This is a genomic window from Aureisphaera galaxeae (assembly GCF_028561275.1).
Lineage (GTDB): Bacteria > Bacteroidota > Bacteroidia > Flavobacteriales > Flavobacteriaceae > Aureisphaera > Aureisphaera galaxeae.
In genome coordinates, this window is the sequence record NZ_JAQQTF010000018.1 from 169589 (window position 1) to 194682 (window position 25094).

At 42.2% G+C, this 25094-nt stretch carries 19 protein-coding genes and 1 tRNA gene; 9 read left to right on the plus strand and 11 right to left on the minus strand.

Going from position 1 to position 25094, the window contains the following annotated elements; all coding sequences use genetic code 11:
* Window position 1: 1 nt before the first annotated feature.
* From POV27_RS17830 to POV27_RS17840, 3 genes are all read right to left on the minus strand, one after another.
* On the minus strand, window positions 2–433 hold the full coding sequence (locus POV27_RS17830) for a hypothetical protein (protein ID WP_272864152.1): 432 nt from the start codon (window positions 431–433) through the stop codon (window positions 2–4).
* 18 nt (window positions 434–451) lie between these two features.
* Entirely contained in the window at window positions 452–1258 is an 807-nt protein-coding gene (locus POV27_RS17835; protein WP_272864153.1) for a MotA/TolQ/ExbB proton channel family protein, read from the minus strand.
* A gap of 307 nt (window positions 1259–1565) precedes the next feature.
* Entirely contained in the window at window positions 1566–1796 is a 231-nt protein-coding gene (locus tag POV27_RS17840; RefSeq protein WP_272864154.1) for a hypothetical protein, read from the minus strand.
* A gap of 319 nt (window positions 1797–2115) precedes the next feature.
* Here POV27_RS17840 and POV27_RS17845 point away from each other — a divergent pair, with 319 nt between their 5' ends.
* Window positions 2116–2394: a hypothetical protein gene (locus tag POV27_RS17845; RefSeq protein ID WP_272864155.1), complete on the plus strand. Its 279-nt coding sequence runs from the start codon at window positions 2116–2118 to the stop codon at window positions 2392–2394.
* A 144-nt stretch (window positions 2395–2538) separates the two neighbouring features.
* On the opposite strand, the gene POV27_RS17850 is transcribed toward POV27_RS17845, so the two are convergent.
* The 3 genes from POV27_RS17850 to POV27_RS17860 all read right to left on the minus strand — a co-directional run bounded on the left by POV27_RS17850 (window position 2539) and on the right by POV27_RS17860 (window position 4501).
* Window positions 2539–2626: transfer RNA gene (locus POV27_RS17850), tRNA-Ser, on the minus strand.
* 81 nt (window positions 2627–2707) lie between these two features.
* A complete protein-coding gene (locus tag POV27_RS17855) occupies window positions 2708–3736 on the minus strand; it encodes an asparaginase (protein ID WP_272864156.1) in 1029 nt (342 codons plus the stop codon).
* Window positions 3737–4501 carry a TatD family hydrolase gene (locus POV27_RS17860; RefSeq protein WP_272864157.1) on the minus strand — a complete coding sequence of 255 codons (765 nt, stop codon included), beginning with the start codon at window positions 4499–4501 and terminating at the stop codon, window positions 3737–3739.
* 104 nt (window positions 4502–4605) lie between these two features.
* On the opposite strand from POV27_RS17860, the gene POV27_RS17865 reads away from it, so the two are divergent.
* The 3 genes from POV27_RS17865 to POV27_RS17875 are packed head-to-tail and all read left to right on the plus strand — an operon-like array spanning window position 4606 to window position 7689.
* The gene (locus tag POV27_RS17865) at window positions 4606–4983 is read left to right on the plus strand and encodes a retropepsin-like aspartic protease family protein (RefSeq protein ID WP_272864158.1); all 378 of its coding nucleotides are present in this window, start codon (window positions 4606–4608) and stop codon (window positions 4981–4983) included.
* Between the two features lie 55 nt (window positions 4984–5038).
* Window positions 5039–7060, plus strand: a complete 2022-nt coding sequence (locus POV27_RS17870) for a tetratricopeptide repeat-containing sensor histidine kinase (protein WP_272864159.1) — start codon at window positions 5039–5041, stop codon at window positions 7058–7060.
* Window positions 7057–7689 carry a response regulator gene (locus POV27_RS17875; protein WP_272864160.1) on the plus strand — a complete coding sequence of 211 codons (633 nt, stop codon included), beginning with the start codon at window positions 7057–7059 and terminating at the stop codon, window positions 7687–7689. The genes POV27_RS17870 and POV27_RS17875 overlap by 4 nt, the downstream gene beginning before the upstream one ends.
* Before the next feature lie 279 nt (window positions 7690–7968).
* Here the strand turns inward: POV27_RS17875 and odhB are convergent, their stop codons facing one another.
* Window positions 7969–9177 carry a 2-oxoglutarate dehydrogenase complex dihydrolipoyllysine-residue succinyltransferase gene (odhB, locus tag POV27_RS17880; RefSeq protein WP_272864161.1) on the minus strand — a complete coding sequence of 403 codons (1209 nt, stop codon included), beginning with the start codon at window positions 9175–9177 and terminating at the stop codon, window positions 7969–7971.
* 26 nt (window positions 9178–9203) lie between these two features.
* The gene (locus tag POV27_RS17885) at window positions 9204–11948 is read right to left on the minus strand and encodes a 2-oxoglutarate dehydrogenase E1 component (RefSeq protein ID WP_272864162.1); all 2745 of its coding nucleotides are present in this window, start codon (window positions 11946–11948) and stop codon (window positions 9204–9206) included.
* A gap of 114 nt (window positions 11949–12062) precedes the next feature.
* Here POV27_RS17885 and POV27_RS17890 point away from each other — a divergent pair, with 114 nt between their 5' ends.
* Window positions 12063–12593 carry an alpha-ketoglutarate decarboxylase gene (locus POV27_RS17890; RefSeq protein ID WP_272864163.1) on the plus strand — a complete coding sequence of 177 codons (531 nt, stop codon included), beginning with the start codon at window positions 12063–12065 and terminating at the stop codon, window positions 12591–12593.
* On the opposite strand, the gene POV27_RS17895 is transcribed toward POV27_RS17890, so the two are convergent.
* On the minus strand, window positions 12590–13558 hold the full coding sequence (locus POV27_RS17895) for a polyprenyl synthetase family protein (protein ID WP_272864164.1): 969 nt from the start codon (window positions 13556–13558) through the stop codon (window positions 12590–12592). The genes POV27_RS17890 and POV27_RS17895 overlap by 4 nt on opposite strands.
* A 165-nt stretch (window positions 13559–13723) precedes the next feature.
* On the opposite strand from POV27_RS17895, the gene POV27_RS17900 reads away from it, so the two are divergent.
* From POV27_RS17900 to POV27_RS17915, 4 genes are read left to right on the plus strand one after another with little or no spacing between them, the layout of a single operon-like run.
* Window positions 13724–14329, plus strand: coding sequence for a TetR/AcrR family transcriptional regulator (locus POV27_RS17900; RefSeq protein ID WP_272864165.1), 606 nt, complete (start codon window positions 13724–13726; stop codon window positions 14327–14329).
* Entirely contained in the window at window positions 14329–15675 is a 1347-nt protein-coding gene (locus tag POV27_RS17905) for a TolC family protein (protein WP_272864166.1), read from the plus strand. The genes POV27_RS17900 and POV27_RS17905 overlap by 1 nt, the downstream gene beginning before the upstream one ends.
* A gap of 23 nt (window positions 15676–15698) precedes the next feature.
* A complete protein-coding gene (locus tag POV27_RS17910) occupies window positions 15699–16874 on the plus strand; it encodes an efflux RND transporter periplasmic adaptor subunit (RefSeq protein ID WP_272864167.1) in 1176 nt (391 codons plus the stop codon).
* Between the two features lie 3 nt (window positions 16875–16877).
* Window positions 16878–20390 carry an efflux RND transporter permease subunit gene (locus POV27_RS17915; RefSeq protein ID WP_272864168.1) on the plus strand — a complete coding sequence of 1171 codons (3513 nt, stop codon included), beginning with the start codon at window positions 16878–16880 and terminating at the stop codon, window positions 20388–20390.
* A 424-nt stretch (window positions 20391–20814) separates the two neighbouring features.
* Here POV27_RS17915 and POV27_RS17920 read toward each other — a convergent pair whose 3' ends face one another.
* Both POV27_RS17920 and POV27_RS17925 read right to left on the minus strand, forming a co-directional pair.
* A complete protein-coding gene (locus tag POV27_RS17920) occupies window positions 20815–22143 on the minus strand; it encodes a RagB/SusD family nutrient uptake outer membrane protein (protein ID WP_272864169.1) in 1329 nt (442 codons plus the stop codon).
* Window positions 22144–22154: 11 nt separating this feature from the next.
* Window positions 22155–25082: a SusC/RagA family TonB-linked outer membrane protein gene (locus tag POV27_RS17925; RefSeq protein WP_272864170.1), complete on the minus strand. Its 2928-nt coding sequence runs from the start codon at window positions 25080–25082 to the stop codon at window positions 22155–22157.
* Window positions 25083–25094 lie beyond the last annotated feature (12 nt).

Sequence of the window (25094 nt, forward strand, 5' to 3'; positions counted from 1 at the left end):
ATTATCTACTTGTTAATTTTCTCACGCTGCCCCATAACATAGCTCCAATGGCTAGGATGGCCAAGAAATAGAAGGCATAGAGACCAGCTCCAACCCATCTTGATCCACTAGCGGAAAGTACTTCTCCTTCCTCTTTCAATGGAGTCTCTACTCCTTGCGCTAATCCGTAGGCGATAGCCACTACGACTAAAAATGCCCCTAAGGAAAGTAGTGTTTTCTTAATGTTCCCTTGGGCAAGACCCTTAAGAACAAAGATCAACACAAACGCAAGTATCAATGCAAACACGACGTATGCTACGTATATATATCCGTCTACCCCTTCTCCGGTTGCCTTAACAACCTCATCTCCTTTGGACAAAATCATTCCAAAGAACACGATACCCACAAGGCAGAGTAGGATAGCGACAATCTTTATTATTTTATGTAATCCCATTGTATCTCTGTTGTTAGATTATTTTTTGTTTTTGTAGTCTACCAACATATCGATCAATGTGATAGAAGCATCTTCCATACTGTTTACGATGCTATCGATTTTCGCGATGATGTAGTTATAGAAAATCTGAAGAATAATCGCTACAATAAGACCGAATACTGTAGTAAGAAGTGCTACTTTAATACCTCCTGCTACCAATGATGGGTTCATATCCCCAGCTGCCTCAATCTTATCGAATGCCTGGATCATACCAATTACCGTTCCCATGAAACCAAGCATCGGTGCCAAGGCGATAAATAAAGATACCCAAGATACATTCTTCTCTAACTGTCCCATTTGAACACCTCCATAAGATACTACTGCTTTCTCAGCGGCATCGATGCTCTCGTTGGCACGGTCAAGACCTTGATAGTAAATAGAAGCAACAGGACCTTTTGTATTTCTACATACTTCCTTAGCAGCTTCGATTCCTCCACTATTTAACGCATCTTCTACATTGTTGGCCAATTTTTGAGTGTTTGTAGTAGATAGGTTTAAGTAGATAATTCTTTCAATAGCAATGGCTAAACCAAGAATTAAACACAATAGTACAATTCCCATAAATCCAGGACCCCCCTCGATAAAACGCTTTTTAAGCTCTTGGTGGAAGCCTTGCTCCTCTGCATCATCGGCAGAAGCATCTTCATCTTGAACTATGGTAACTGTAGATGCCGTAACTAAGGATTGTGCGTTAGTTGGCATGGTTTGAGCAGCTGTTGCATTTGCGTTGGTGGTTCCCGCAAAAATCATGGCTGCAATTGCTAGAATAGAAAATAATTTTTTCATTGCTATCGACTTAAAAGTTTGTTTTTAGTTAAAGGTTTAAAGATATAAAAATAATTAGTTATTGTACAATAATAATAAGATTCTACGGGGTTTCCCACAATATCCTTTCCAAAAATATATTTTAACACAATATCCCCCAATACATTACCCGCAATTTATAAATGAAGAGTCCAAGCGGTAATAAAATGAAGTTTTGCCCTTAACGACCTCAATGAAGAAATACCTACTAATTCAATAACTATATATTAAGGTAAAAAAGCGAAAAAATGTAAGAATATGGAGACAGGAATTTCGAAGGGACGTGCCACTATTTCTCCATCTTCTCTTTGATGACTTCCAACGAGTTTTGATACACTTCTTTCTCAAACCAGAAGCGATAAGTTTTGTTCTTAAGAAGTTCCTCGTGGTTCTCGGTTACAAAATCGGCGATATCCTCTAGACCGTCTTCATCGAACACAACATAATCCAAAGAAGGCTCACTTACCTTTTGGGCCGTATTGGGTTTGAGCTTGAATTTCTTTTCCCTTAGATCTACCAATACAATGGTCTCTACCGAAATGCAGAAGTATCTCGCAATCTCGATAAGCTTTAGGATTCTTGGTTCGCTATTTCCTTCGTATGAATTGATCTTACCTCGGGTAAGTTTGAATAGGGCCCCAAATTCGGTTTGACTTTTTCCTGTTAGCTCGCGTAAATAAAGAAGATTGGACGCTATGTGAGTTTTGGTGTCGATTATTTGGTCAATTTGTTAGGAAATGAATATATTTTTTGCAAACTTTGTTTAGATGAATCATTTTTAAACAATACTTACACAAATATAACACTAAAAAACCTACCCCCACAATAGCTAAACGCCTATGATTACGGAACAAGAAAAGGAGTTAATAAAGCAAGTTATAGGGAAAAGGTCACTATCTGCCATCCATCAGTTTTTTATTGATAACAACATCGTCCGGAAGAACGGCGACCCCTATTCCAAAAGCCATATTTCTAACGTGCTCAACGGCGGTATTTCGCACGATGACATAGAAGATGGCATCGCCATGGCAGCGTTACATTATCATACACTCGCCGAAAGAAAAGCAAATGCCAAAGAGAAACTAATGCAGCAGCTGAAGAAGGAGGAGGGAGAGTGACACTCCTTCGCTGCGCTTCGGAGTGCGAACGGTGATCCCAACATAGAATCTTGCGCAACACAACAAATCGCTACGCGATTTACAGAAAAGCAAAACCCGAAATCCTCAAGCGAGCTTGGACATTTCGGGTTTCTTTTTTTGTTGCAGAGAGGAAGGGATTCGAACCCTCGATACGCTTTTGGCGTATACACACTTTCCAGGCGTGCGCCTTCGACCACTCGGCCACCTCTCTAAGAGTTTTGCCTTTACAGGCAAAAAGGGTCGCAAAAATAACAAAAAAATTATGGTTGAATACAATAAAAGAGAGGATTTCTTACATCATCTCGCCCCGCAATGGAGTTTCGAAAAACATCTTGAAGTTTTCCGCGGGAATTTCCTGCCCTAAGAGATACATCATTTTGGCCAATGCAGCCTCTGTGGTAATATCTTTCCCCGAAATAACCCCTAATTTCTTCAAGCCTACGCTGGTTTCATATAATCCCATAGAAACACTTCCTCCAGAACATTGGGTTACATTTACAATCGGGATATTCCGTTGGTTCACCTCCTTTAACAATTCCAAAAACCAATCTTCACTGGTAACATTACCACTTCCATAGGTTTCCAAAATAAGCCCTTTCATCTTCGAAAAGGAAAACATATGCGCCACCGTATCCCGATCCAATCCCGGAAACATCTTCAATAATACAATATGGGAATCTAAATTCTTGTGCACCTTCAACTTCTTCCTTCGGTTGGGTTGCAACAAGGCGGCCTCATTAATGGCCAAATGCACCCCGCTTTCAGCCAACGGCGGATAGTTGAGTGATGCAAAAGCTTCAAAATGCTCCGCAGTGATCTTAGTAGTTCGGTTGGCTCGGTACAGTTTATATTCAAAATAAAGTCCCACCTCAGCAATTTTAGGACGGCCTTTTTCTTTCAAAGCCGCAATCTGAATGGACGTAATCAGATTTTCCTTGGCATCCGTTCGCAAATCCCCGATGGGTAACTGCGATCCCGTAAAAATGACCGGCTTGGCCAAATTCTGAAGCATAAAACTCAGGGCCGAAGCGGTGTAGGACATCGTATCACTCCCATGCAAAACCACAAAACCATCGAAATCTTCATAAGCATCCTCGATCATCGTCGCAAGATCGGCCCAATACACAGGGCTCATATTAGAACTGTCGATGGGATTTGGGAAACTTTGGGTTTCTATGGCACAATCCAACAACTGAAGTTCTGGGATATGCTTCAACAAATCGTCGAAATTGAAATTCGTCAAGGCTCCGGTTTCAAAGTCCTTGATCATCCCAATGGTTCCACCGGTATAAATCAGTAATATTTTGGGGGTATGGCTCACTTATATTCCAAATACTTCTTTCGAATTTTCTGTCGTAATCCTGGCAATTTCTTCTTCGGGCATACCATAAATACTCGATAACTTCTCACAAACCAAGGCCAGGTAACTGCTTTCATTCCGCTTGCCTCTATAAGGCACAGGCGAAAGATACGGGGAATCTGTTTCCAAAACAATATGCTCTAAAGGGATCTGATTCAGGAACTGATCGATTTTCCCATTCTTAAAGGTCACTACACCTCCAATTCCCAATTTCATATTGAAGCCTATAGCCCGATGTGCCTGTTCTATGGTACCCGTGAAACAGTGAAAAATACCGCGTAACTTTTCGTCCCGTTCGGTTTCCAATACATCAAAAATCTCATCGAAGGCTTCCCGGCAATGAATCACAATGGGCAATCCTAATTGCTTCGCCAATTGTATCTGTCGTTTAAACGCAATCTTCTGGATTTCTAAGGTCGAAGTATCCCAATACAGATCGATCCCTATCTCGCCCACGGCTACAAACTTTCGCTTCTCGAACTCCGCCTCCACATGCGCCAATTCTTCCTCATAATTGTCCTTTACCGAAGTAGGATGCAATCCCATCATGAGGAAAACATGCTCTGGATAGGCATTTTCCAATGCATACATGGACTCCGTATAACCCGAATCGATTGCCGGTATAAAAAATCGTTCGATGCCTAACTCGAAAGCCCTTTTCATCATGGCATCCCGATCCTCATCGAATGCCTCACTGTACAAATGCGTGTGCGTATCTGTTAACATAGCGCAAAACTAGTATTTTGTTATCTATCTTTGTAAAAAAACCGTTGGCAAGTCTCAGAAACTTTCTCGAAGACCAAAATTTTACCAGAATCCCACTCAAAAAATTGAGCACGGGCCACTATAAGGTTACCCTAAAAGTAAATGGAATAAAAGGCGATTTTATCGTGGACACAGGTGCTTCCACGAGTTGCATTGGCCTGCATAGCGCTACTGTCTTTCTTCTGAAGAGCGAAAAAAGCGATATTAAGGCGGCGGGCGCTGGAGCCATTGACATGGAAACGGAAATCACCAAGGAAAATGAATTGAAAATTGGCGATACCACCCTGAAAAAACAGGAGTTCATCCTATTTAACCTTACCCATGTGAACGCCGCATTGAACCAAGTGGAAGAACCTTCGGTAGACGGTATTCTCGGTGCCGATCTCCTAAAAAAACTGAGGGCCGTGATCGACTACGGAAGAAATTGCATTTACATTAAATAAAAGCGCATACAGCCTTTAATTTTTTTATATTTATATTGTTCGAAAATTTTAAGATTTGACCCGCTTACAGGTACTTATAGTATCGGCGCTATTTCTGTGGTGTCCCTCCCTAAAGGCACAGGATATAGAAGCCTACAAAAAGCAAGTAGAAAGCAGCAGTAATCCCCAAGAAAAACTGACTGCTATGGACTCCATTATTAAATGGACACGTCGCGTCGATCCCGATACTTTTTCGGAATACAGCTTAGCATATATTGAGCTGGCCAAGGAAATGGACAGCATAGAAGCCGCTGCCCGTAAACTGATTAATGTAAGCTATACACTTACCAACATAAAGAACGAGCCCCATAAGGTTCTTACACTCATCGATGGCATTCTAGCCAGAAAATACAAGATAAAAGACTCTTACATTGTAGGAAGCCTTCATTTAAAAAGGGGTGCGGCCAACTACCGTTTGGATCTCGAACAAGCAGTTAAAGACTACCAAAATGCCATTGACAATTACAGCGCAAAGGATTCTTTATACGTTGCAGACGCGCACTTGTTTAGTGGACAGGCCTATTCTAATTTGGGCAAATTCGTCCCTGCTGGTGAGAGTTATAAGAAGGCGTATGAGTATTTCGAATCGCTTAAGGATTACGAATACATGTACTATGCCCGCCAAGGGGTGACGGCTATGTTCAGTATGAATGGCTTCTACAAAAAGGCAAAGGAGGAGCGTGAAAAGAACATCGAGAAGATAAAGGAGCTCAATTTGGAGCACCATTTGGTAACCACTTACTACAATCAAGCCTTAGATTATCAAAAACAGGGCAATAAGCAGCTGTATTTGGAAAATCTTCTGAAGGCCGAAGACGCTATTTATGCAGTCCCAGAAGGCAAGGTGAATAACACCAATAAAATATATGTGTATGCGAACCTCGTCGAATATTATGCCGACGCAAATATCATGGGGAAGGCCCAAGCTTATTTGGAAATGTTGGAAGAAAACATAGACCCGGGAACTGAGGATCTGGTAAACATTAGCATGCACAATTTCGCCAAGGCCAACTATCACTTTGCTTTGGGAGAATTTAGCACGGCACTAAAACATGCCAACAAGAAACTGGAAGCGGCAGAGAAACTCAAGTTCGAAGAGGATATCATGAGTGCGCACAAGTTGTTGTCCAAAATTTATGCGGAGAATGACGATTATAAGAACGCTTATGCGAGCAAGAAAAAGTACAACGACATAAAGGATTCCATCTTTAATAAGACAACTTCCAATACGCTCGCGTATTACCAGACTCTTTATGAAACGGAGAAGAAGGAAAACGAGCTCATAGAGAAGAACACCAGCATTCAGTTATTGGAAAAAGACAATGAATCCGCGAAAAGGAGGTCCCTTTACGTAAGTATATTGTTAGTATCCATTTTTGGAATGGTCATCCTTTACAGAAACCGAATGCGCATTAACAACAAAAAGTTATTACAGGAGAAATTCAGTCAGGAGTTACTGGTTTCGCAAGAAGAAGAGCGCAAACGGATTTCCAAGGATTTGCATGATGGATTGGGACAACGTTTGTTGCTTATTAAAAACAAGGTGATTAAAAACGAAGATCCGGAAACCAAGGCCCTAGTAGAAACAGCCATTGAAGAGGTTCGGGGTATTTCACGAAACCTACATCCCTTCCAATTGCAAGAGCTAGGCATTACCAAGGCCATTGAAACGACCATCGATCAAATCGATGAAAATACCACCCTGTTTATCTCTTCTGAAATTGATAATATTGATAACCTTTTCAACAAGAAGCAAGAGGTAAACCTATATAGAATTGTTCAAGAATCCCTGAGTAATATCCTAAAGCATGCCAAGGCCGAAGCCGGAAAAGTGGTTATAAAACGGGAAACTCAATCGGTTAAATTAGTGATTCGTGACAACGGAATTGGCTTCGATTTTTCGCAGAAATTACAAAATCGCCGATCTTTGGGGCTGAAAACATTGTTGGAGCGTACCAAGTTCCTGAAAGGACATATGCGAATTAACTCCAAAAAGAACCATGGTACCATCCTAGAATTTCAATTCCCCATTGCATGAAAAGCAAGTCCATAATCATAGCAGATGACCACCCGCTTCTACTGAAGGGGCTTAGCGACTTTCTACTCGAAAAAGGGTATAATGTTGTAGGCAGTGGTGAAAATGGGCGCGAGGCATTCAACCTCATCAATAGATTGAACCCCGACATTGCTATTTTGGATATACAGATGCCCTTTATGTCCGGTATAGAAATCGCCAAAAAATGCCACAGCAATAGGATCAATACCAAAATCGTCCTTATCACCTTCCACAAGGAAAAAGAACTCTATAAAGAGGCAAAGGATTTGAAAATCTTCGGATACATTCTCAAAGAATTCGCCTTGGAAGAGATTGAGAACTGTATACAGACTGTTTCTGAAGGAAACGCCTACTTCAGTCCTAAAATCAAGGAGCTTTTGGCCGAAGACATGGGAGAAGATGAGGAATTGAAAGTACTTACCCCTTCCGAAAAAAAGATCCTGAAATTAATTGCCAAGGACAAGACCAACAAAGAAATTGCCAACCTGCTTTTCATATCTTACAGAACTGTGGAAAAGCACCGAAGTAATATCATTACCAAACTTAAATTAGAGCCCAAAACCAACAGTCTACTTATCTGGGCCAAAGAGCATCAGGAGAAGCTCCAATAAATTTACGTGTTTGTACGTATTTACTTTCACGATATTATTAGCCATTTTTACATCATGAAAAAGGGGAATATTATGCAGCCAAAGAGGGTGAAGAAGGGAACAGAGAGTAAATGGCTATTTTATTCCATATTGTTGATAGCGATAAGTTTAATCATTTTGAATGTTTTCAACTACATTGTTTCATATTCTTAAGTTAATTTTTATCAACTTCTAACCAAGTTAAATAGAAAAACCAGCCGATTTTGGCTGGTTTTTTGATTTTATGAAGTATCCTTAGAATTACAACTCCAAGGCTTTCTTTATATCATTGTTCATAAGAAGTTCCACAGGGTTTTCCAGTGCTTCCTTTACCGCTACCAAGAACCCTACAGATTCGCGTCCATCGATAATTCTATGATCATAGCTCAAAGCCACAAACATAATTGGTGCAATAACGATTTCCCCATCACGAACAATAGGACGCTCAACAATATTGTGCATTCCCAAGATTCCTGATTGCGGCGGGTTTATGATTGGGGTAGACAACATACTACCAAATACCCCACCATTAGAAATGGTAAAAGTACCTCCGGTCATTTCGTCTACAGTGATTTGTCCATCTCGTGCACGCAATGCCAATCGCTTCACTTCTGCTTCTACTCCTCTAAAAGTTAGATTCTCTGCATTTCTAATTACAGGAACCATTAATCCTTTAGGCCCAGAAACAGCTATGGAGATATCCTTGAAATCGTAAGTGATCTTATAGTCTCCATCGATCATGGAGTTTACATCTGGATAAAGCTCTAAAGCACGTACTACGGCCAAGGTGAAGAAGGACATGAAGCCAAGACTTACGCCGTGTTTCTCTTTGAAAGTCTCCTTGTATTCTTTTCGCAATGCGAAAATAGGACTCATATCCACCTCGTTAAAGGTAGTAAGCATGGCAGTTTCGTTCTTGGCAGAAACCAAACGCTCGGCCACCTTTCTTCGGAGCATGGATAGCTTTTTGCGTTCGCTACCGCGACCTCCATTTCCTGGAGTACCCATAGAAGGAGTGGCTTGCACTGCGTCTTCCTTTGTAATTCTACCATCACGTCCCGTACCCGTGACCGCGGCAGGGTCGATTCCCTTTTCATCCAATATCTTTTTGGCCGCTGGAGAAGGTGTTCCTGTAGCATAGGATTTCTTCTCAGGAGCTTTTGCAGCCTCCTTTTTAGGAGCCTCTTCCTTTTTGGCTTCGGTAGGTTTGTCTGCAGCTGCTCCTTCTGGTTTTGGAGCCTCGGTGTCGATTAAACATACCACCTGTCCAACTGCGACAGCATCTCCCTCTTCCGCTTTCAGGGTAATGATCCCACTGGCCTCAGCGGGCAGTTCCAAAGTAGCCTTATCACTATCCACTTCGGCAATGGCTTGGTCTTTTTCAACATAATCACCATCTTCCACTAGCCATTGTGCGATCTCTACTTCGGTAATGGATTCTCCCGGTGAGGGAACTTTCATTTCTAACATAGTCTTTGTTTTTTCCTAGTTAGGATTTATTTTTTTGGTGTTTCAAAAACACGATCGATTACTTCTTCATGGCGCGCCTTAGAACGAGTACTACTTCCCGCAGCAGGTGCGCTATATACGTTTCGGGAAGCGATTCTTAGCTTCACCGTATCAAAATTCATAAGCATGAATCCCCAGGCTCCCATATTCTTGGGTTCTTCCTGTGCCCATACGTAGTCGGTTACATTAGGGTACAAGGCAATGATTTCTTCCAACTGTTTCTTTGGTAATGGGAATAACTGCTCTATACGCACCAAAGCCACATCGTCACGCTTCGTATCCCTTCTTCTCTTAAGAAGGTCATAATAGAACTTCCCTGTACAGAATACCAAAGATTTCACCTTCTTCTTATCCACTTCCGCATCATCTATGACCTCTTGGAAACTTCCGTTGGCCAATTCTTCTCTGGTAGAAATCACCTCAGGATGACGCAATAAACTCTTGGGAGTAAATACGACCAAAGGCTTTCTGAAATCCCACTTCATCTGTCTACGCAACAAGTGGAAGAAGTTAGCCGGGGTCGTCACATCGGCCATGATCATATTGTCCCTAGAGCACAACTGAAGGTAACGCTCCATACGTGCACTGGAATGCTCAGACCCTTGGCCCTCGTATCCATGTGGCAGTAACATAACCAATCCGTTCTGGGTTTTCCATTTGGCTTCGGCCGCAGAAATATATTGGTCTAACATTATTTGGGCTCCATTGGAGAAGTCACCAAATTGTGCTTCCCAAATTGTGAGGGTTTCGGGCGCTGCCATGGCATATCCATAGTCGAACCCAACCACACCATATTCGCTCAAAAGGGAATTGTAGATGTGCATTTTGCCATCTACATCCAAATTATTGTGAAGATTTACCTCTTCGGCATTTTCTTCAGTCTTTATAATAGCATGTCTGTGAGAGAAGGTTCCCCTTTCCACATCCTGTCCTGTCATTCGTACGTTGAACCCTTCTTCCATCAACGAGGCATAGGCCAATAGTTCGCCCATGGCCCAATCCAATTCGTTGGTCTCATGGTACCGCTTGTGGCGATCGGCTACAATACGCTCTATTTTTCGGATGAATTTCTTATCCGATGGAAGCTGTGTAATCCCAGCAGCGAGGGTATCTAATTTCTTTAAATCGAAAGTCGTGTCTACGGACGCCAGGATATCTTCGGCATTCCCCAATCTGTAAGCATTCCAATCGTCCGCCAATATTTCGGTAATGACGGTTTTGTCTTTTTTACGGGAAGCTTCTAAATCTTCTTCTAAGTCAGCCTTATATTCTGCCTCCAATTGCTTTACATAAGCATCGTCTATAACCCCTTCGGCTTTCAATCGCTCGGCGTAAATATCACGTGGGTTTTTATGTTTGGCAATGGCCTTGTACAACTTAGGTTGAGTGAAACGAGGTTCATCCCCTTCGTTATGACCGTATTTTCTATATCCAAGGACATCGATAAATACATCGCGTCCAAATTCCATTCTAAATTCTAAAGCGAAGGTAAATGCGTGGCAAACAGCCTCGACATCGTCCGCATTTACGTGGAGTACTGGAGAAAGGGTTACTTTTCCTATATCAGTACAGTAGGTAGACGAACGAGCATCTAGATAATTGGTGGTAAATCCAACCTGATTGTTGGCCACCACGTGAATGGTACCTCCCGTTCTATATCCATCCAACTGCGCCATTTGCACTACTTCGTATACTACTCCTTGACCGGCAATAGCAGCATCCCCGTGAATAAGAATAGGCAATATCTTTTTCTCATCGCCTCCCAGCTTATTGTCAAGCTTGGCTCGTGAAATTCCTTCAACTACTGCATTCACCGTTTCCAAGTGGGACGGATTGGGTGCCAAATCCATACGAACCTTCTTCCCTTTGTCAGTTTCACGGAAACTGGTCCAACCCATGTGGTATTTTACGTCACCATCAAAAAGCTCCGCCTCGTCGTATTCCTTACTATCAAATTCGCTAAAAATCGCTTCGGGTGATTTCCCGAATACGTTGGCCAGTACATTCAAACGACCACGGTGTGCCATACCCACCACAAATTGTTCGATGCCTTTTTCGCCTCCGGTTTCAATAAGGGTATCCAATCCTGGGATAATGGCATCTACTCCTTCCACCGAAAAACGTTTTTGCCCTACATATTTAGAATGTAAGAAAGTTTCGAAGGAAAGGGCTTCGTTTAATTTTTTAAGTATGTGTTTCTTTTCTTCGGCGGTGTAACTTGGATGATTGTCATTACTGTTCAACCAATTCTGAATCCACTTCCTCTCTTCGGGATTACGAATGTACATGTACTCCACACCAATGGCATCGCAGTAAATGGCTTCCACATGGTTTACGATTTCACGCAGACTGGTTTTTCCCAATCCCAACACGGAACCGGCTTCAAATTGAGAGTCTAAATCACTCTCCGATAGGCCGAAGTTCTCCAATGCCAGAGAGGGTTCGTATTTTCTACGTGCCCGTACGGGATTTGTTTTGGTAAACAAATGGCCACGGGTACGGTACCCGTCAATCAATTTAATCACCTGAAACTCCTTCAGCACATTCTCGGGAACTACTGCTCCACCTTCTATACCAAGGGCTTCCAACGATCCATTTTCAATACCAAAATCGAATCCCTGAAAGAAAGAACGCCAACTGGGCTCAATACTATCGGGAAATTGAAGGTACTTATCGTAGAGATCGGCTAAATATTCTGGGTGAACTGCATTTAGAAAAGAAAATCTATCCATAATAGGAATTAAAAGGGCCGCTTTTAATAAAACGCTACAAAAATACAACAAATCCCCAAACCAACTTCCGTTATTTGTATATTTATAAGGTATTCTTTGTTAAGTTTCGGTTCTATGAAAACGTCTACTCTTTTGCGCACCTGTTTTTGTACTATTCTCTGTCTATTTTTAAGCATTTCCTTACAAGCACAGGAGGAAGATTACCCTTCTCCTTTTTGGTCTAATGTGCGCTTTGGTGGAGGCATAGGCTTGAGTTTTGCCAATGGATTTTTCAGTGCGACCTTAGCCCCTAGCGCCATTTACGAAGTAAACGAACAATTTGCATTAGGTGTAGGCCTCAATGGAACGTATAACAGTGAAAAGGATTTTTACAGATCCACTATTTTGGGCGGGAGCATTCTTACCTTATATAATGTCATCCCAGAGCTGCAACTTTCTGCAGAATTCGAAGAGTTGAATGTAAATCGCAACTATGAAGATGATTTAGGTTTGCAAGATGAAAACTATTGGTATCCCGCCTTGTTCGTCGGTGCAGGTTTTAGAAGCAACAACTTCACCTTTGGCATAAGATACGATGTGCTTTACGATGAGGAACGTAGCATCTATGCCGACCCATGGGCTCCTTTTGTACGTGTATTTTTTTAAACCGAACGCTTCATAAGCCAAGCGCCGAACGCCCTTAACTTTTCTTTGTTTTCATTTGAAAGTTCGATTCCCTCCAAAACCGTATTGGCTTTTTTGGTGTAGCGCTCTATTTCTTCTTCTGTGGCGTGGGCTGCCCCAGAACTTACATAGATCCCCTTCACAGTTTCAATTTTATCGCTGGGATCTTCCGGAGTAATACTGAATAGGTTTCGAAGTGCCCTACTATCAGAACTACCCTCCAACGCTTTTAAGTATAAAAAGGTCTTTTTATTGGCAATGATATCGCCCCCTACTTGTTTTCCGAAATTTTTGGGATCCCCAAATGCATCCAAGTAATCATCCTGAAGCTGAAAAGCAATTCCCAGATTTCGACCAAACTCGTAGATTCCTTCTTGACAACTCTCCGAAGCGTCGGCTACTATCGCACCCATTTTCATGGCAGCGCCTACCAAAACTGCCGTTTTATAATCGATCATTTTAATGTACTCGGCTATGGTTACATCGTCGCGTTCTTCGAAATCCACGTCGTATTGCTGTCCTTCGCATACTTCGATGGCCGTTTTACTAAAAAGCTTGGCCAGTTTCCGAAACATCTCGGGCTCGTAATCTTCGAACAGGCGGTATGCCAAAATGAGCATGGCATCCCCACTAAGGATTCCTGTGTTTACATCCCACTTTTCATGAACGGTTTCCTTACCTCTTCTCAAGGGAGCATTGTCCATGATATCGTCATGAATGAGGGAAAAGTTGTGAAAAAGCTCTACCGCTAAAGCTGCATTCATGGCCCGATCCCCATTTCCACCAAAAAAATCGGCCGTCATAAGTGTTAAAGTGGGTCGAAGGCGCTTTCCTCCTAATTGTAAAATATACTTAATGGGTTCGTATAATTGAGCGGGTTCCTCCTGACTCACAACCGTTTGAAGCCGATCGGATAGGGATTTTTGGTAGACTTTAAGTAATTCCATTCACAAAATTTGCCGCTAAAATACGGCATGAAAAAGAAACGGTCGTCAAAGAAATGATAAAATGGACAAACGGTAATGCTTTGAAAACTAATTGTTAAATAATTGTAAAAACCTTGGAAACTTTTTTTGTTTCTAAAGTTTCCACTTTATTTTTGCTCTGTTTTTATGAAGAATCAAATCGTACAAACTGCTACCGATCTATTTTTAAATCAGGGATTTAAAAGTATCACCATGGACGACATCGCTCAGACCATGTCCATTTCCAAAAAGACCATTTACAGTCATTTTGCAAATAAAGAGGCCATAGTTGCTGTTGTCGTGGACAATATTTTTGAGGAAGTTTCCCATGGGATCGACTGTATTAGTGACTTGAAGATGAATCCCATCGAAGAGATTTATGAAATCAAGAAGTTGGTCATGCATCATATGCGGAATGAAAAGACCTCTCCTTGGTATCAATTGCGAAAGTACTACCCAAAAATTCACGATTCCATTAAAAAACGACAGTTCAATTATATGCAGGAATGTGTTGTAGATAATTTGAACCGTGGTTTGGAACAGGAACTTTTCCGTGAAAATATAGATGTACAATTCGTATCGCGTATTTATTATATAGGTGTCTCGGGAATCAAGGATAACGATTTGTTTTCTAGCACCATGTTCGATCCTTCCGAATTGTACGGAATGTTTTTGGAATATCACTTACGGGGGATCGTAACGCCCAAAGGACGAAAAATCTTAAATAAAATCATACACTCAAACCAACAATAATGATCAAGAAGTTCTGCCTAATTCTCGTGGTCCTAACAGGATTTCAATTACAAGCGCAAAGCGACTACCGCTTTACCTTGGAAGAAGCCATCTCATTTGCCTTGGATAGTAACTACACCGCCATCAACGCCCGTAGGGACATTGCCAAAGCAATTAAGCAAAAGTGGGAAACCACTGCAACAGGTCTCCCTCAAATAGACGCAGAGGTAGGCTATCAGAATCAGCTAAAGCAACCTGTCACCCTTATCCCTTCGGAGTTTTCTGGAGGTGAGCCGGGTACCTTTACCCCTGTTGTCTTCGGCACTCAGCAACAAGCGAATGCAACGGCTACGCTAACGCAGTTGATTTTTGATGGAAGTTACCTTGTCGGCCTTCAAGCCGCTCGTGCTTTTCTGGATTTTTCAGAAAATGCCAACGAAAAAACAAGGTTGGAAGTTCGCAAAGGGGTGATCAACGCCTATGGAAGTGTCCTTCTTTCTGAAGAATTGCTTTCCATCTTTCAAAAAAACAAGGAAACTGTAGAGAAGAACCTTTTCGAAACCCGCAAGATCTATGAAAACGGATTGGCCGAAGAGGAAGATGTAGAACAGTTGGAAATTACCTTGTTGGATTTGGAAATCAACATTCAGAATACGGAACGCACCTTGGCCATTGCCAAACAGATGTTCAATGTAGCGCTAGGGATCGATATAACCATTCCCACGGTGCTTACCCAGAATCTGGATCAGTTGGCGGAGGAGAACATTCAGTTGAGCTTTATGGATCAATCTTTAAGTGTAGAAGACAATGTGGATTATAAGATTGCGTACAACCTTACAGAGCAGCGTTCCTTGGAGATGAAGTTGGAAAAGAGCCGTGCCCTACCCAGTTTACGAGCTTTTGTAAACTACGGAACCCAAGCGAATAGCAATGAGTTCTCCTTCCTAGATAGCGAGCAACTTTGGTTTCAATCTTCGGTTCTCGGAGTGAATATGACTATCCCTGTTTTTAGTAGTGGAATGCGAAGTGCCAAAACCCAACGAGCAAAAATTGCCTTGGAGCAAGCCGAAACGGAGTTGGAAGAAACTGTTCAAAACATTAAACTGGAACATGATACTGCCAAGAACAATTATCAGTTCAGTATTGATAAATACGACAATGCAAAGAAGAACCTCAACTTGGCAGAGCGTATTGAAAACAAGAACCAGATAAAATTCTCGGAAGGTATTGCTACCAGTTTCGAGTTACGACAAGCACAGCTTCAGCTATATACTGCCCAACAGCAGTACTTTCAATCCATGTTGGACCTCATTAACAGCAAGGCCAACTTGGAAACCGTATTAAACACACCTCAATTAAGAAACTAATCCGAATGATAAAAGTCACTAACATGAAAAAACTCGTCCTATTATTAATCGCAGCCATCACCTTGGCCTCATGTGGAGGGAACAAGGGTGAACAATCTATAGACGACCTTATTGCAGAAGGCAATCTGGAAGCCATCCAGACCCGTCGTGATGCAGTGAAAGCAAAGCAAACCGAAATCCAGGCGGAACTGGACCTTTTGGATGCAAAAATCAGGGAATTGGATAAAAGTGATAATTCCGCTTTGGTGACCACGCATGTCATTTCGGATACCTTGTTTAAGCACTATATTGAAATTCAAGGGAATGTAGAGACCAAGCAAAATGTAATCGTGTATCCGGAATACCAAGGAACCCTTACCCGTGTATTTGTAAAAGAAGGTGATCGAGTAAGCAAGGGACAGACTTTGGCGCGTATCGATGACGGAGGTTTGGGCAGTCAGGTGAGTCAATTGGAAGTACAAGCACAATTGGCAAAGACCACCTATGATCGCCAGAAACGTCTGTGGGAGCAAAAAATTGGAAGTGAGATTCAATACCTACAAGCCAAAACCAATTACGAGTCGGCTCAAAATGCAGTGGACCAATTGAAAAGTCAGTTGGCCAAAACAGCTGTAAGAGCACCTTTTTCTGGAGTGATCGATGATGTGATTACCGATCAAGGGACTGTAGTGGCTCCCGGACAAGGGATTTTTAGGATTGTGAATCTAAAGGACATGTATGTGAAGGCGAGTGTTCCGGAAAGATACCTTTCTACAGTTTCTAAAGGAAAGGATGTTGAAGTGGAGATTCCTATGATTGGAGAGACTATCGACTCTAAAGTACGTCAGACAGGAAACTACATCAACCCCAATAACCGTTCCTTCACGATCGAAGTGGATGTGCCAAATCAAGGCGGTGTCGTGAAACCCAATCTTACAGCAAGGGTTCGCATAAACGATTACACCAACGAAAAGGCATTATTGGTTCCATTAAATGTAATCTCCGAAAATGCGGAAGGAAATCAGTATGTATATACTGCTGCTAAGGACACTACAAACACATCGGAGAATGCAATCGCTACGCGACAGTTCATTACTACTGGGAAAACCCAAGGGGATAAAATTGAAGTGCTCACTGGCTTGAAGGCTGGAGATGCAATTATCGTAGAGGGAGCCCGAAGTGTAAGAGACGGCCAGGAAGTGAAAATTTTAAAGCTATAACCCATGAACGCAAAGAAGAAAAAGCAAGTAGATAAGGAGTTTAGGCTTTCCAGTTGGGCCATCGATAACCCAACGGTGATCTGGGTAATGGTAGCTATCTTCTTTATCCTGGGATTGAGTGCCTATTTTAGTATGCCTCGTGAGAATTTCCCAGAGATTAATGAAACCAAGATCTATATCTCAGTACCCTATCCAGGGAATACCGCAGAGGATATTGAACGGCTTATTGTGGATCCATTGGAGGATAAAATCCGGAACATTTCTAATGTGGTTGAGGTCCTTTCCACATCCTCTGAAGACTATGGAATTATCACGGTTGAATTTGATGAAGACATTACTGTAGAACAGGCCAAAATCAAGGTAAAGGACGAAGTAGATAGTGAAACGGCCAATGAAGACTGGCCTACCTTTAATGGTGCCAAAGTAGAACCGAATGTATTCGACTTAAGCCTTTCCGAGGAAATGCCTATCCTGAATATCAATCTATACGGAGATTACCCTATTGAAAAGTTGAAGGAATATGCCGAATATCTTCAGGATGAAATTGAAGATTTAGATGAGATCAAAGCGGCCGACATTCGCGGAGCTCAGGAAAAGGAGGTTGAAGTAGCTGTAGACATCTATAAAATGATGGCGGCTAAGGTTAGTTTTGATGATGTAATCAACTCCATCAGGAATGAGAATACCACTATGTCTGCCGGTAACCTCATTACCAGTGGGCAACGCCGAACCATCCGTATTTTAGGTGAAGTAGACGATCCTTCCGAATTGGAAAGTTTTGTGGTGAAAAGTGAAAATGGAGATGCTGTATACCTAAAGGATATTGCCCAAGTACGTTTCGAAGAGGAAGACAAAACTACCTATGCTCGTGAAATGGGTGAAAATGTGGTGATGCTGGATGTAAAGAAGCGCTCGGGAAAAAATATGATCGCAGCGGTAGAAAAAATCGATAAAATCTTAGAGGAAGATGCCCCCAAGGTACTTCCTCCCGACTTAACAATTACCAAAGCAAACGATCAATCGGCCAAGACCAATAACCAGGTAAGTGATTTGGTGAACAATATCATCTTCGGGATTATTCTTGTGGTAAGTGTATTGATGTTCTTCCTTGGCTTCCGAAACGCCTTGTTCGTAGGATTTGCGATCCCTATGTCCATGTTCATGAGCTTCATGATTTTAAGTGCAGTTGGATATACCATGAACACCATGATTCTTTTTGCCCTGATTATGGGATTGGGGATGCTGGTGGATAATGGTATTGTGGTAGTGGAAAATGTGTATCGACTCATGGACGAGGAAGGTATGTCCCGTATACAGGCGGCCAAAAAGGGTATTGGGGAAATCGCCTTCCCTATCATCATATCTACATTGACTACGGTAGCGGCCTTTGTACCATTGGGTATGTGGCCTGGGGTGATGGGTGAGTTCATGATTTACTTCCCGATTACCTTATCCGTTGTACTGGGATCATCCCTTTTCGTTGCAATTTTCATCAACTCTATGTTGGTATCCCGTTTTATGGATGTGAGTGAAAAGGTGTTGACGCGCAAGCAATTGATTCGCCTGTCTGCGATTATGGTTCCTATTGGATTGTTCATTGCTTTTATTGGTGGAGCCGTAAGAGGATTGGGAACCTTGATCATTTTTGTAGCGATCATGTTTTGGGTATATCGTTATGGGTTAAAGAAAGCCGCGACTTATTTCCAAAGACGTATTCTATCAAGAATTGAAAAAGCCTACCAACGTTTCTTGACATGGGCTTTGGGTGGGGCACGACCTGTCTTATTTGTAGTTGGTATCGTTGCAATGTTATTTATGGTTTTTGGAGGTTTTGGAGCCTCTGTTGGAAGCGGAAGAACCAAAGTAGAATTCTTCCCGGATAACACCCCGAACCAGATCATTGTATACATTGAATACCCTGAAGGTACCGATATTGAAAAAACCAATGCTATTACCAAGGAGATCGAACAGCGCGTGTACCAAGAGGTAAACAATGGTGAATACATGGAAGGGGAAGATTACAACTTCTTGGTGGAGTCTGCCGTATCCCAAGTGGGAGAAGGTGCAGGAAATCCGCAAACCGATGGAGGAAGCAGCGCCGAGATGCCACACCGCGCCAAAATTACGGCGACCATGCGGGAATATAAATTTCGTAAGGGCAAAGACAGTGAAGAGCTTCGGAAACGTGTACAGGAAGCCTTAAAGGGTATTTATCCTGGTGTAGCTATTTCCGTAGAAAAAGATGCCGTTGGGCCGCCTGCAGGATATCCTATCAATATTGAATTGGAAGGAAACAACTACGAGGAGCTTATCGCCACCGCAGAAGGGATGCGGAACTACATCAATACCAAAAACATTAAGGGTATCGATGAATTGAAAATAGACGTAAATAAAGGGAAACCCTCAATGCAAGTGGTAGTAGACCGTGAAAAGTCTGGAGAGTTAGGTGTTCCCGCGGGACGTGTAGGAAATCAATTGAGAAGATCCCTATTTGGAGAAAAAGCAGGAGTGTATAAAAAGGATGGGGAAGATTACGACATCTATGTGCGTTTCGATCAGAACGAACGTTACGATGCGTCCGCCCTCTTCAACCAGAAAATTACCTTCCGTGATCAAGCTTCCGGAAGAATAAAAGAGGTGCCTGTTTCGGCTGTTGCCAACCAGCGAAATACCTCATCGTTTAGTGCCATTAAACACCGAGATAACAAACGTGTGGTAACGGTTTATTCTGCTCTTGCCCCTGGTTATACGGATGCTGCTGCCATCGTTCGGCAAATTGAAGCTGAGATGGACAACTTCGAAGGAAAATCGGATAGTGTTGAAATTCACTACACGGGACAGATTGAAGAGCAGGAGAAGCAATTCAACTTCTTAATGGGAGCTTTCTTTGCAGGACTTGGTTTGATTTTCTTGATCCTTATTTTCCAGTTCAGTTCCATCTCCAAGCCTACCATTATTATGTTGGCTATTTTCCTAAGCTTTATTGGGGTATTTGGTGGAATATTAATTACTGGAGCTCCTTTCGTAATTATGATGACCATGATGGGAATTATATCCCTAGCGGGTATTGTAGTAAACAACGGGGTGGTACTATTGGATTATACACAACTCCTCATCGATAGAAAGATTGTAGAATTGGATTTACCAGACAATGCCCTATTGACGAAGGATCAGGTAAGAGAGATCATTATTAAAGGAGGACGTGCTCGTTTACGTCCTGTAATCCTAACAGCGATCACTACCGTACTGGGATTGATTCCTTTGGCCATTGGTGTGAACATCGACTTCTTTAGCTTGTTCTCGGAGTTCGATGCGAAGTTCTACCTAGGAGGGGACAATGTGATTTTCTGGGGACCACTGGCCTGGGCCGTAATCTACGGATTGATCATTGCTACCTTCCTTACCTTGATCATCGTGCCCACCTTATTCTTCATTATATACAGAATTAAGATTTGGGTTCGCAGCCTGCGGTCCAAATCGGATGAAAAAGAAATAGATTATAAAGCTGCTGCTTAAAACAAAAAAGCCCTTCCGAAATGGAAGGGCTTTTTTTTATGTAAGAACACGAACACACAATTCTTAGTTCTTCTAATCCAATAGCACTGGCAGCCTTACTTTTAATAAGCCTGTACTTCGGTGTTCTGTTGGCCTCTTGCCATAGCAAGGTCATCAAGTTATGGTCATCGGATAATACACTTATCAGCAACATTCTCTTGGGGAAATCACCTGGGCAAACAAGAAATCCTCTTTTATACCTCCCCTCGATCGTATTCCATCCACTGGATTGCTTGTAGAATCCAAGCCGCTTTCCGGTCATCGAATGAGTATTTAAAGCTACAGTCTGAGCCCTCAATGCAATAGAATTAGGTATACTAAGGTTTAGAAACAAAGAAGCCCTTCCATTTCGGAAGGGCTCTTTTTATGTAAGAAGATATAATTCTTAGTTTTCTTCGGCCAATGGCACAGGAAGTTGATTGAACACCTGATCCCCTGCACGATCTATTGGCAATGTGCCAGAACGACCGTAACGACGCATATCGTACATTCTGTGGTTTTCACACCATAAAGAATAACGTCTTTGGTTCAACATTTCGTTGGTAAGTCCTGCAGCAGAAGTGTCTCCACTGTAGTTTGCAAGGCCTGCAGCATTACGAATAACATTCAACCCATTTTCAGCATTTCCTAGGTTACCTGCCAAAATACTGGCTTCTGCATAGATCAAGACCAACTCCTCGTTTCTAATGAAATCGATAAAGTCAGTACTGGATCCGTACAAACGAGTTTCGTGTGTACCTGTTAAGTCATCCAAAGAAGCCGATGGGTCTGGTCTTGGTGCTGATTTAGCGGCAACTCTTAAATCTCCCGCTTCTGCATCATTGATCCAGCTATCGTGAACGATAATTTGATCACCGTTGTTTTGATCCTCAACCGAAGTAGATGGCAACTTGAACAATCCATTAAGAGCGTCATTTCCTCCTGGAGCAAACAAATGCTTTGGACCATTCGATAAATCTCCGTTCAGGTTAAAGTGTGAACCTCCCAAGGCACTAAGTGCACCTGGACCATCACCCGCATATACTGCTGCCATAGCAGCTACCGCGCGGTTGAACTGACTAAAAGTTCCTGCTGTATCAAATCCATCAAAACCTGCACTTAATGAGAACAAGAACGTACCACTGTTAAGCTCGTTATTAGCTTCATTCAGCATGTTACGGGCAGCGGCTAATACTTCAGCCTCTCCAACAATAGGTCCTAAATTTTCCTCATCTGCAACGTCCACTCTGGCCTGTCCATACGACTTCGCCATTTGGATTAATTCATATGCGATAATGGTTTTAGCAAAACCAAGATATCCATTTCTCTCACCATTGGTGATAGCACTTGTATTATTGGCTGCACTAATTAAAAGGTTAGCATTTTTAATACAACGGTAGCTACCGTTCCACTGTGCTGTACTATAGAAAGAGTTATTATCTAACCCGATTCCATTCTTTCCTAGTAAATCCCCTGTATTACGAGGATCCGCATCGAAAAGATATAATTCTCTCGCCATAGTTCCACTCGCAGTGGTCTCAATGGCAATACCATTACGGGCAGAAGATTCCACTCCAACTACCAATTCATTCAGCTGACCTATGGATGCTTCAGATTGTACACCATCAACACTAGGCCCATTGGGATCTACCACTTCTTCGAAGGTACAGGAAGTTACGAACAACGCTGCGGTTGTCATCCCAACTAATGTTATATTTCTGATTATATTTTTCATATTCATTTTTATTAAAAGTTAACATTAAGGTGGAAATAAACCTGAGTCGCACTCGGGAACGGAGTCACCTCAATACCACTGGATAGTCCCGCACCACCGTTAACAGATGTTTCAGGATCGTAGCTACTGTAGTCTGTAATAGTAAAGATATTTCTACCAGAAACACCCATTCTTACACCTTCAACATTTCCTCCAAACACACTCTCAACAAATTTGCTTGGTACGTTATAGTAAAGGGCAGCTTCACGAAGTCTAATGTAACTAGCATCTTCTATAAAACGAAGTGCATTGGTTGGAGAAGCAAGACGCGCTTGACCTTCTGGAGTTTCCAAATCTTCGGACGTTTGCCCCAAGTCGGTAAGGAATCTAGAAAGGTTAAGGTTATCACCCCCTTCTTTCATTTGGAATAGGAAGGAAAGATCCCAATCCTGGAATAAAGTGATATTATTACTCCAAGCCATTTGGAAATCTGGCTCTACATCACCTACTTGCTGAAGTTCACCATCAATGTTACCTACCAACTGAGTTACTGGCTGACCTTCTTCGATGAAGAATGTTCCAAGACCTGTACCGAAACCAGCACCTGGCTGAGCAAATGCAGGAACGTCCAAACGAGTTACCTCAGACGTGTTCTTGTACCACTGTACTCTTGTATTCCAAGCGAAGTCCTCAGATTGGAAAACATCGGCGGTCACCGCTAATTCAACCCCTGTATTCTTAAGATCTGCAAGGTTTGTTCTTTCCTGTGTAAATCCTGAAGATCCTGGTAATGTTCTTGTCAAGATAAGATCGTCTACTTGCTTGTTATAGTAAGTAGCTTCCAAGTTGATTCTACTATCCAAAACTCCTAAATCCAAACCAAATTCAAACTCACGAGCAGTTTCTGGCTGTACATCTGGATCTCCTTTTAATCCTCCCAATGTTTGACCTGCTGGCCCTCCAATGGTCGTACTCACATAACTGGTGAAGGTAGAACCAAACTGAGCTGGGTTACCTGTTTCTCCGTATGCAGCACGAAGCTTAACTTGATTTAAGGCATCAACAGTCCAAAAATCCATATTGGCTAGGTTCACTGCCAAGGAAGCTTTAGGGAATCCATAGTATTCATTCGGATCTCCATTTCGAGTCGATTTATCTAAACGATATCCAACCGTAGCGATGAATTGATCTTTATAGTTCGCTTCTACTTGACCGAACATACCGAAATCTTGCTCTCTTTGTTTGGTCTGGAAGATAGCTTGTACTGCAGAGTTATCCACATTGGTCTGTCCTGCTAACAATCCAGAACCTGTAGTTAATACATTGTCGAAATCTTGGTAAAGGTATGTCATACCCGCTTGGGTAGTTAAAGCAAGATCTGTACTGGCGTTGTAATTCCAAACCCCGATTGCCTGAGCATTGAATTGGGTGAAATTGTTGTTACCAACAGCAATAAATCCTGGATTATCTGGATCGGGATGTGACTGGTGTGTCTCTGGAACGTATACATACGTTTCGTTGGATAAATAATCTACACCCGCACTTGTAATTAACTTCACACGGTTTTTGTCTGTAGTTAAAATCTTCGTGTTTACAGTTAAACCTTGAATGAAACGGTTGTTAGAATCTTCGTTAATTGCTTTATCCCTTACAAATACTGGGTTACCAGCAAAAGTTGGGTTAAATGGGTAGTTTCCTTGTGCATCTGGGAATAAGTTATTCCAAGGACGCGTAAACGCCAAGTTATAACCATAACTCAAACCACCTTCGTTCTCGTTACCCGTAAAACTACGACTTGAATTACTTCTCACATAATTACTGGTAGAAGTAACATCAAACGTATTAGATATTTTGTGATCAATGTTGGCTCTTAAAGACAAACGATCGAATCCGGTATTCTTAATGATACCTGCTTCGTCACGGAATCCCCCACCTACATAGAACTTGGTTTTTTCATCACCACCAGAAGCACTTAAACGTGTTTCGGTAATAAATCCAGTTTCACCATAGATGATATCTTCGTAATCATACAACTCTCCTCTAGCATTAATAACGGCCTCATACTTTGCTCTTTCGTCTGGTCCAAATACATCTTCTACAGACTGCGCTGTCCAAGGACGTAATCCAAGTGGATTGGCAATTACCTGAATACCTACATCCTGAGCAAAATTGATCTTAGTTTTACCACGACTACCTCTTTTGGTCGTAATGATAATAACCCCTGCGTTACCTCGCTGTCCATAGATAGCTGCAGCAGAAGAACCTTTAAGGATTTCAATATCCTCAATGTCATTCGGATCTAAATCTGCCAAACGGTTAGCGGCATTTTCTTCGTTAGGACGGTTTGCTCCTGAAGCAAAACGAAGACCCGAAGGAATCTCCACATTGTTTACATACACTCCATCCACAATGATAAGTGGCTGGTTATTCCCATTAATGGAAGAAATACCACGAAGACGTAATGCAAATCCACCCCCCGGTGCACCCGAAGAGGCTGTAATGTTAACCCCGGTTACCTTACCGTAAAGTGCTCCATCCACGGTAGTTTGACCTGTTGTCCCAACCAATTCTTCGGCAGAAACTGAGGAAACTGCGTTCGCAGCATTAGCTCGTTTAATGGAGGTACCAAGACCCGTAATAATAACTTCTTCCAATGCTTGGGCAGCTTCGGAAAGGGTTACATCTACAGCGCCCGAAGCAGATACCTGCTGCTCTACCGTAGTATACCCAAGAGATGAGAATTCTAATGTTGCTGGAAACCCAGAAACATCAATAGAATAAGTCCCATCGAAATCTGTTGTGGTACCATTGGTGGTCCCCTTTTCGATCACGTTCGCAAAAGGAACGGGGTCACCATTTTCTGCACTCACTTTTCCAGTCACCGTATTCTGCGCAAATACGAAACAAGGAAAAAGCAATAAAAACAGGAATACCCTGTAATTAAAGTTGGTTTGTTTCATAATTATTAAGTT

Coding starts and splice junctions, on each gene's coding strand:
- odhB (WP_272864161.1), bottom strand. CDS start 9,177: ATGTTAGAAATGAAAGTTCCCTCACCGGGAGAATCCATTACCGAAGTA.
- POV27_RS17925 (WP_272864170.1), bottom strand. CDS start 25,082: ATGAAACAAACCAACTTTAATTACAGGGTATTCCTGTTTTTATTGCTT.
- POV27_RS17835 (WP_272864153.1), bottom strand. CDS start 1,258: ATGAAAAAATTATTTTCTATTCTAGCAATTGCAGCCATGATTTTTGCG.
- POV27_RS17905 (WP_272864166.1), top strand. CDS start 14,329: ATGATCAAGAAGTTCTGCCTAATTCTCGTGGTCCTAACAGGATTTCAA.
- POV27_RS17900 (WP_272864165.1), top strand. CDS start 13,724: ATGAAGAATCAAATCGTACAAACTGCTACCGATCTATTTTTAAATCAG.
- POV27_RS17920 (WP_272864169.1), bottom strand. CDS start 22,143: ATGAAAAATATAATCAGAAATATAACATTAGTTGGGATGACAACCGCA.
- POV27_RS17895 (WP_272864164.1), bottom strand. CDS start 13,558: ATGGAATTACTTAAAGTCTACCAAAAATCCCTATCCGATCGGCTTCAA.
- POV27_RS17890 (WP_272864163.1), top strand. CDS start 12,063: ATGAAAACGTCTACTCTTTTGCGCACCTGTTTTTGTACTATTCTCTGT.
- POV27_RS17845 (WP_272864155.1), top strand. CDS start 2,116: ATGATTACGGAACAAGAAAAGGAGTTAATAAAGCAAGTTATAGGGAAA.
- POV27_RS17875 (WP_272864160.1), top strand. CDS start 7,057: ATGAAAAGCAAGTCCATAATCATAGCAGATGACCACCCGCTTCTACTG.
- POV27_RS17860 (WP_272864157.1), bottom strand. CDS start 4,501: ATGTTAACAGATACGCACACGCATTTGTACAGTGAGGCATTCGATGAG.
- POV27_RS17915 (WP_272864168.1), top strand. CDS start 16,878: ATGAACGCAAAGAAGAAAAAGCAAGTAGATAAGGAGTTTAGGCTTTCC.
- POV27_RS17830 (WP_272864152.1), bottom strand. CDS start 433: ATGGGATTACATAAAATAATAAAGATTGTCGCTATCCTACTCTGCCTT.
- POV27_RS17885 (WP_272864162.1), bottom strand. CDS start 11,948: ATGGATAGATTTTCTTTTCTAAATGCAGTTCACCCAGAATATTTAGCC.
- POV27_RS17910 (WP_272864167.1), top strand. CDS start 15,699: ATGAAAAAACTCGTCCTATTATTAATCGCAGCCATCACCTTGGCCTCA.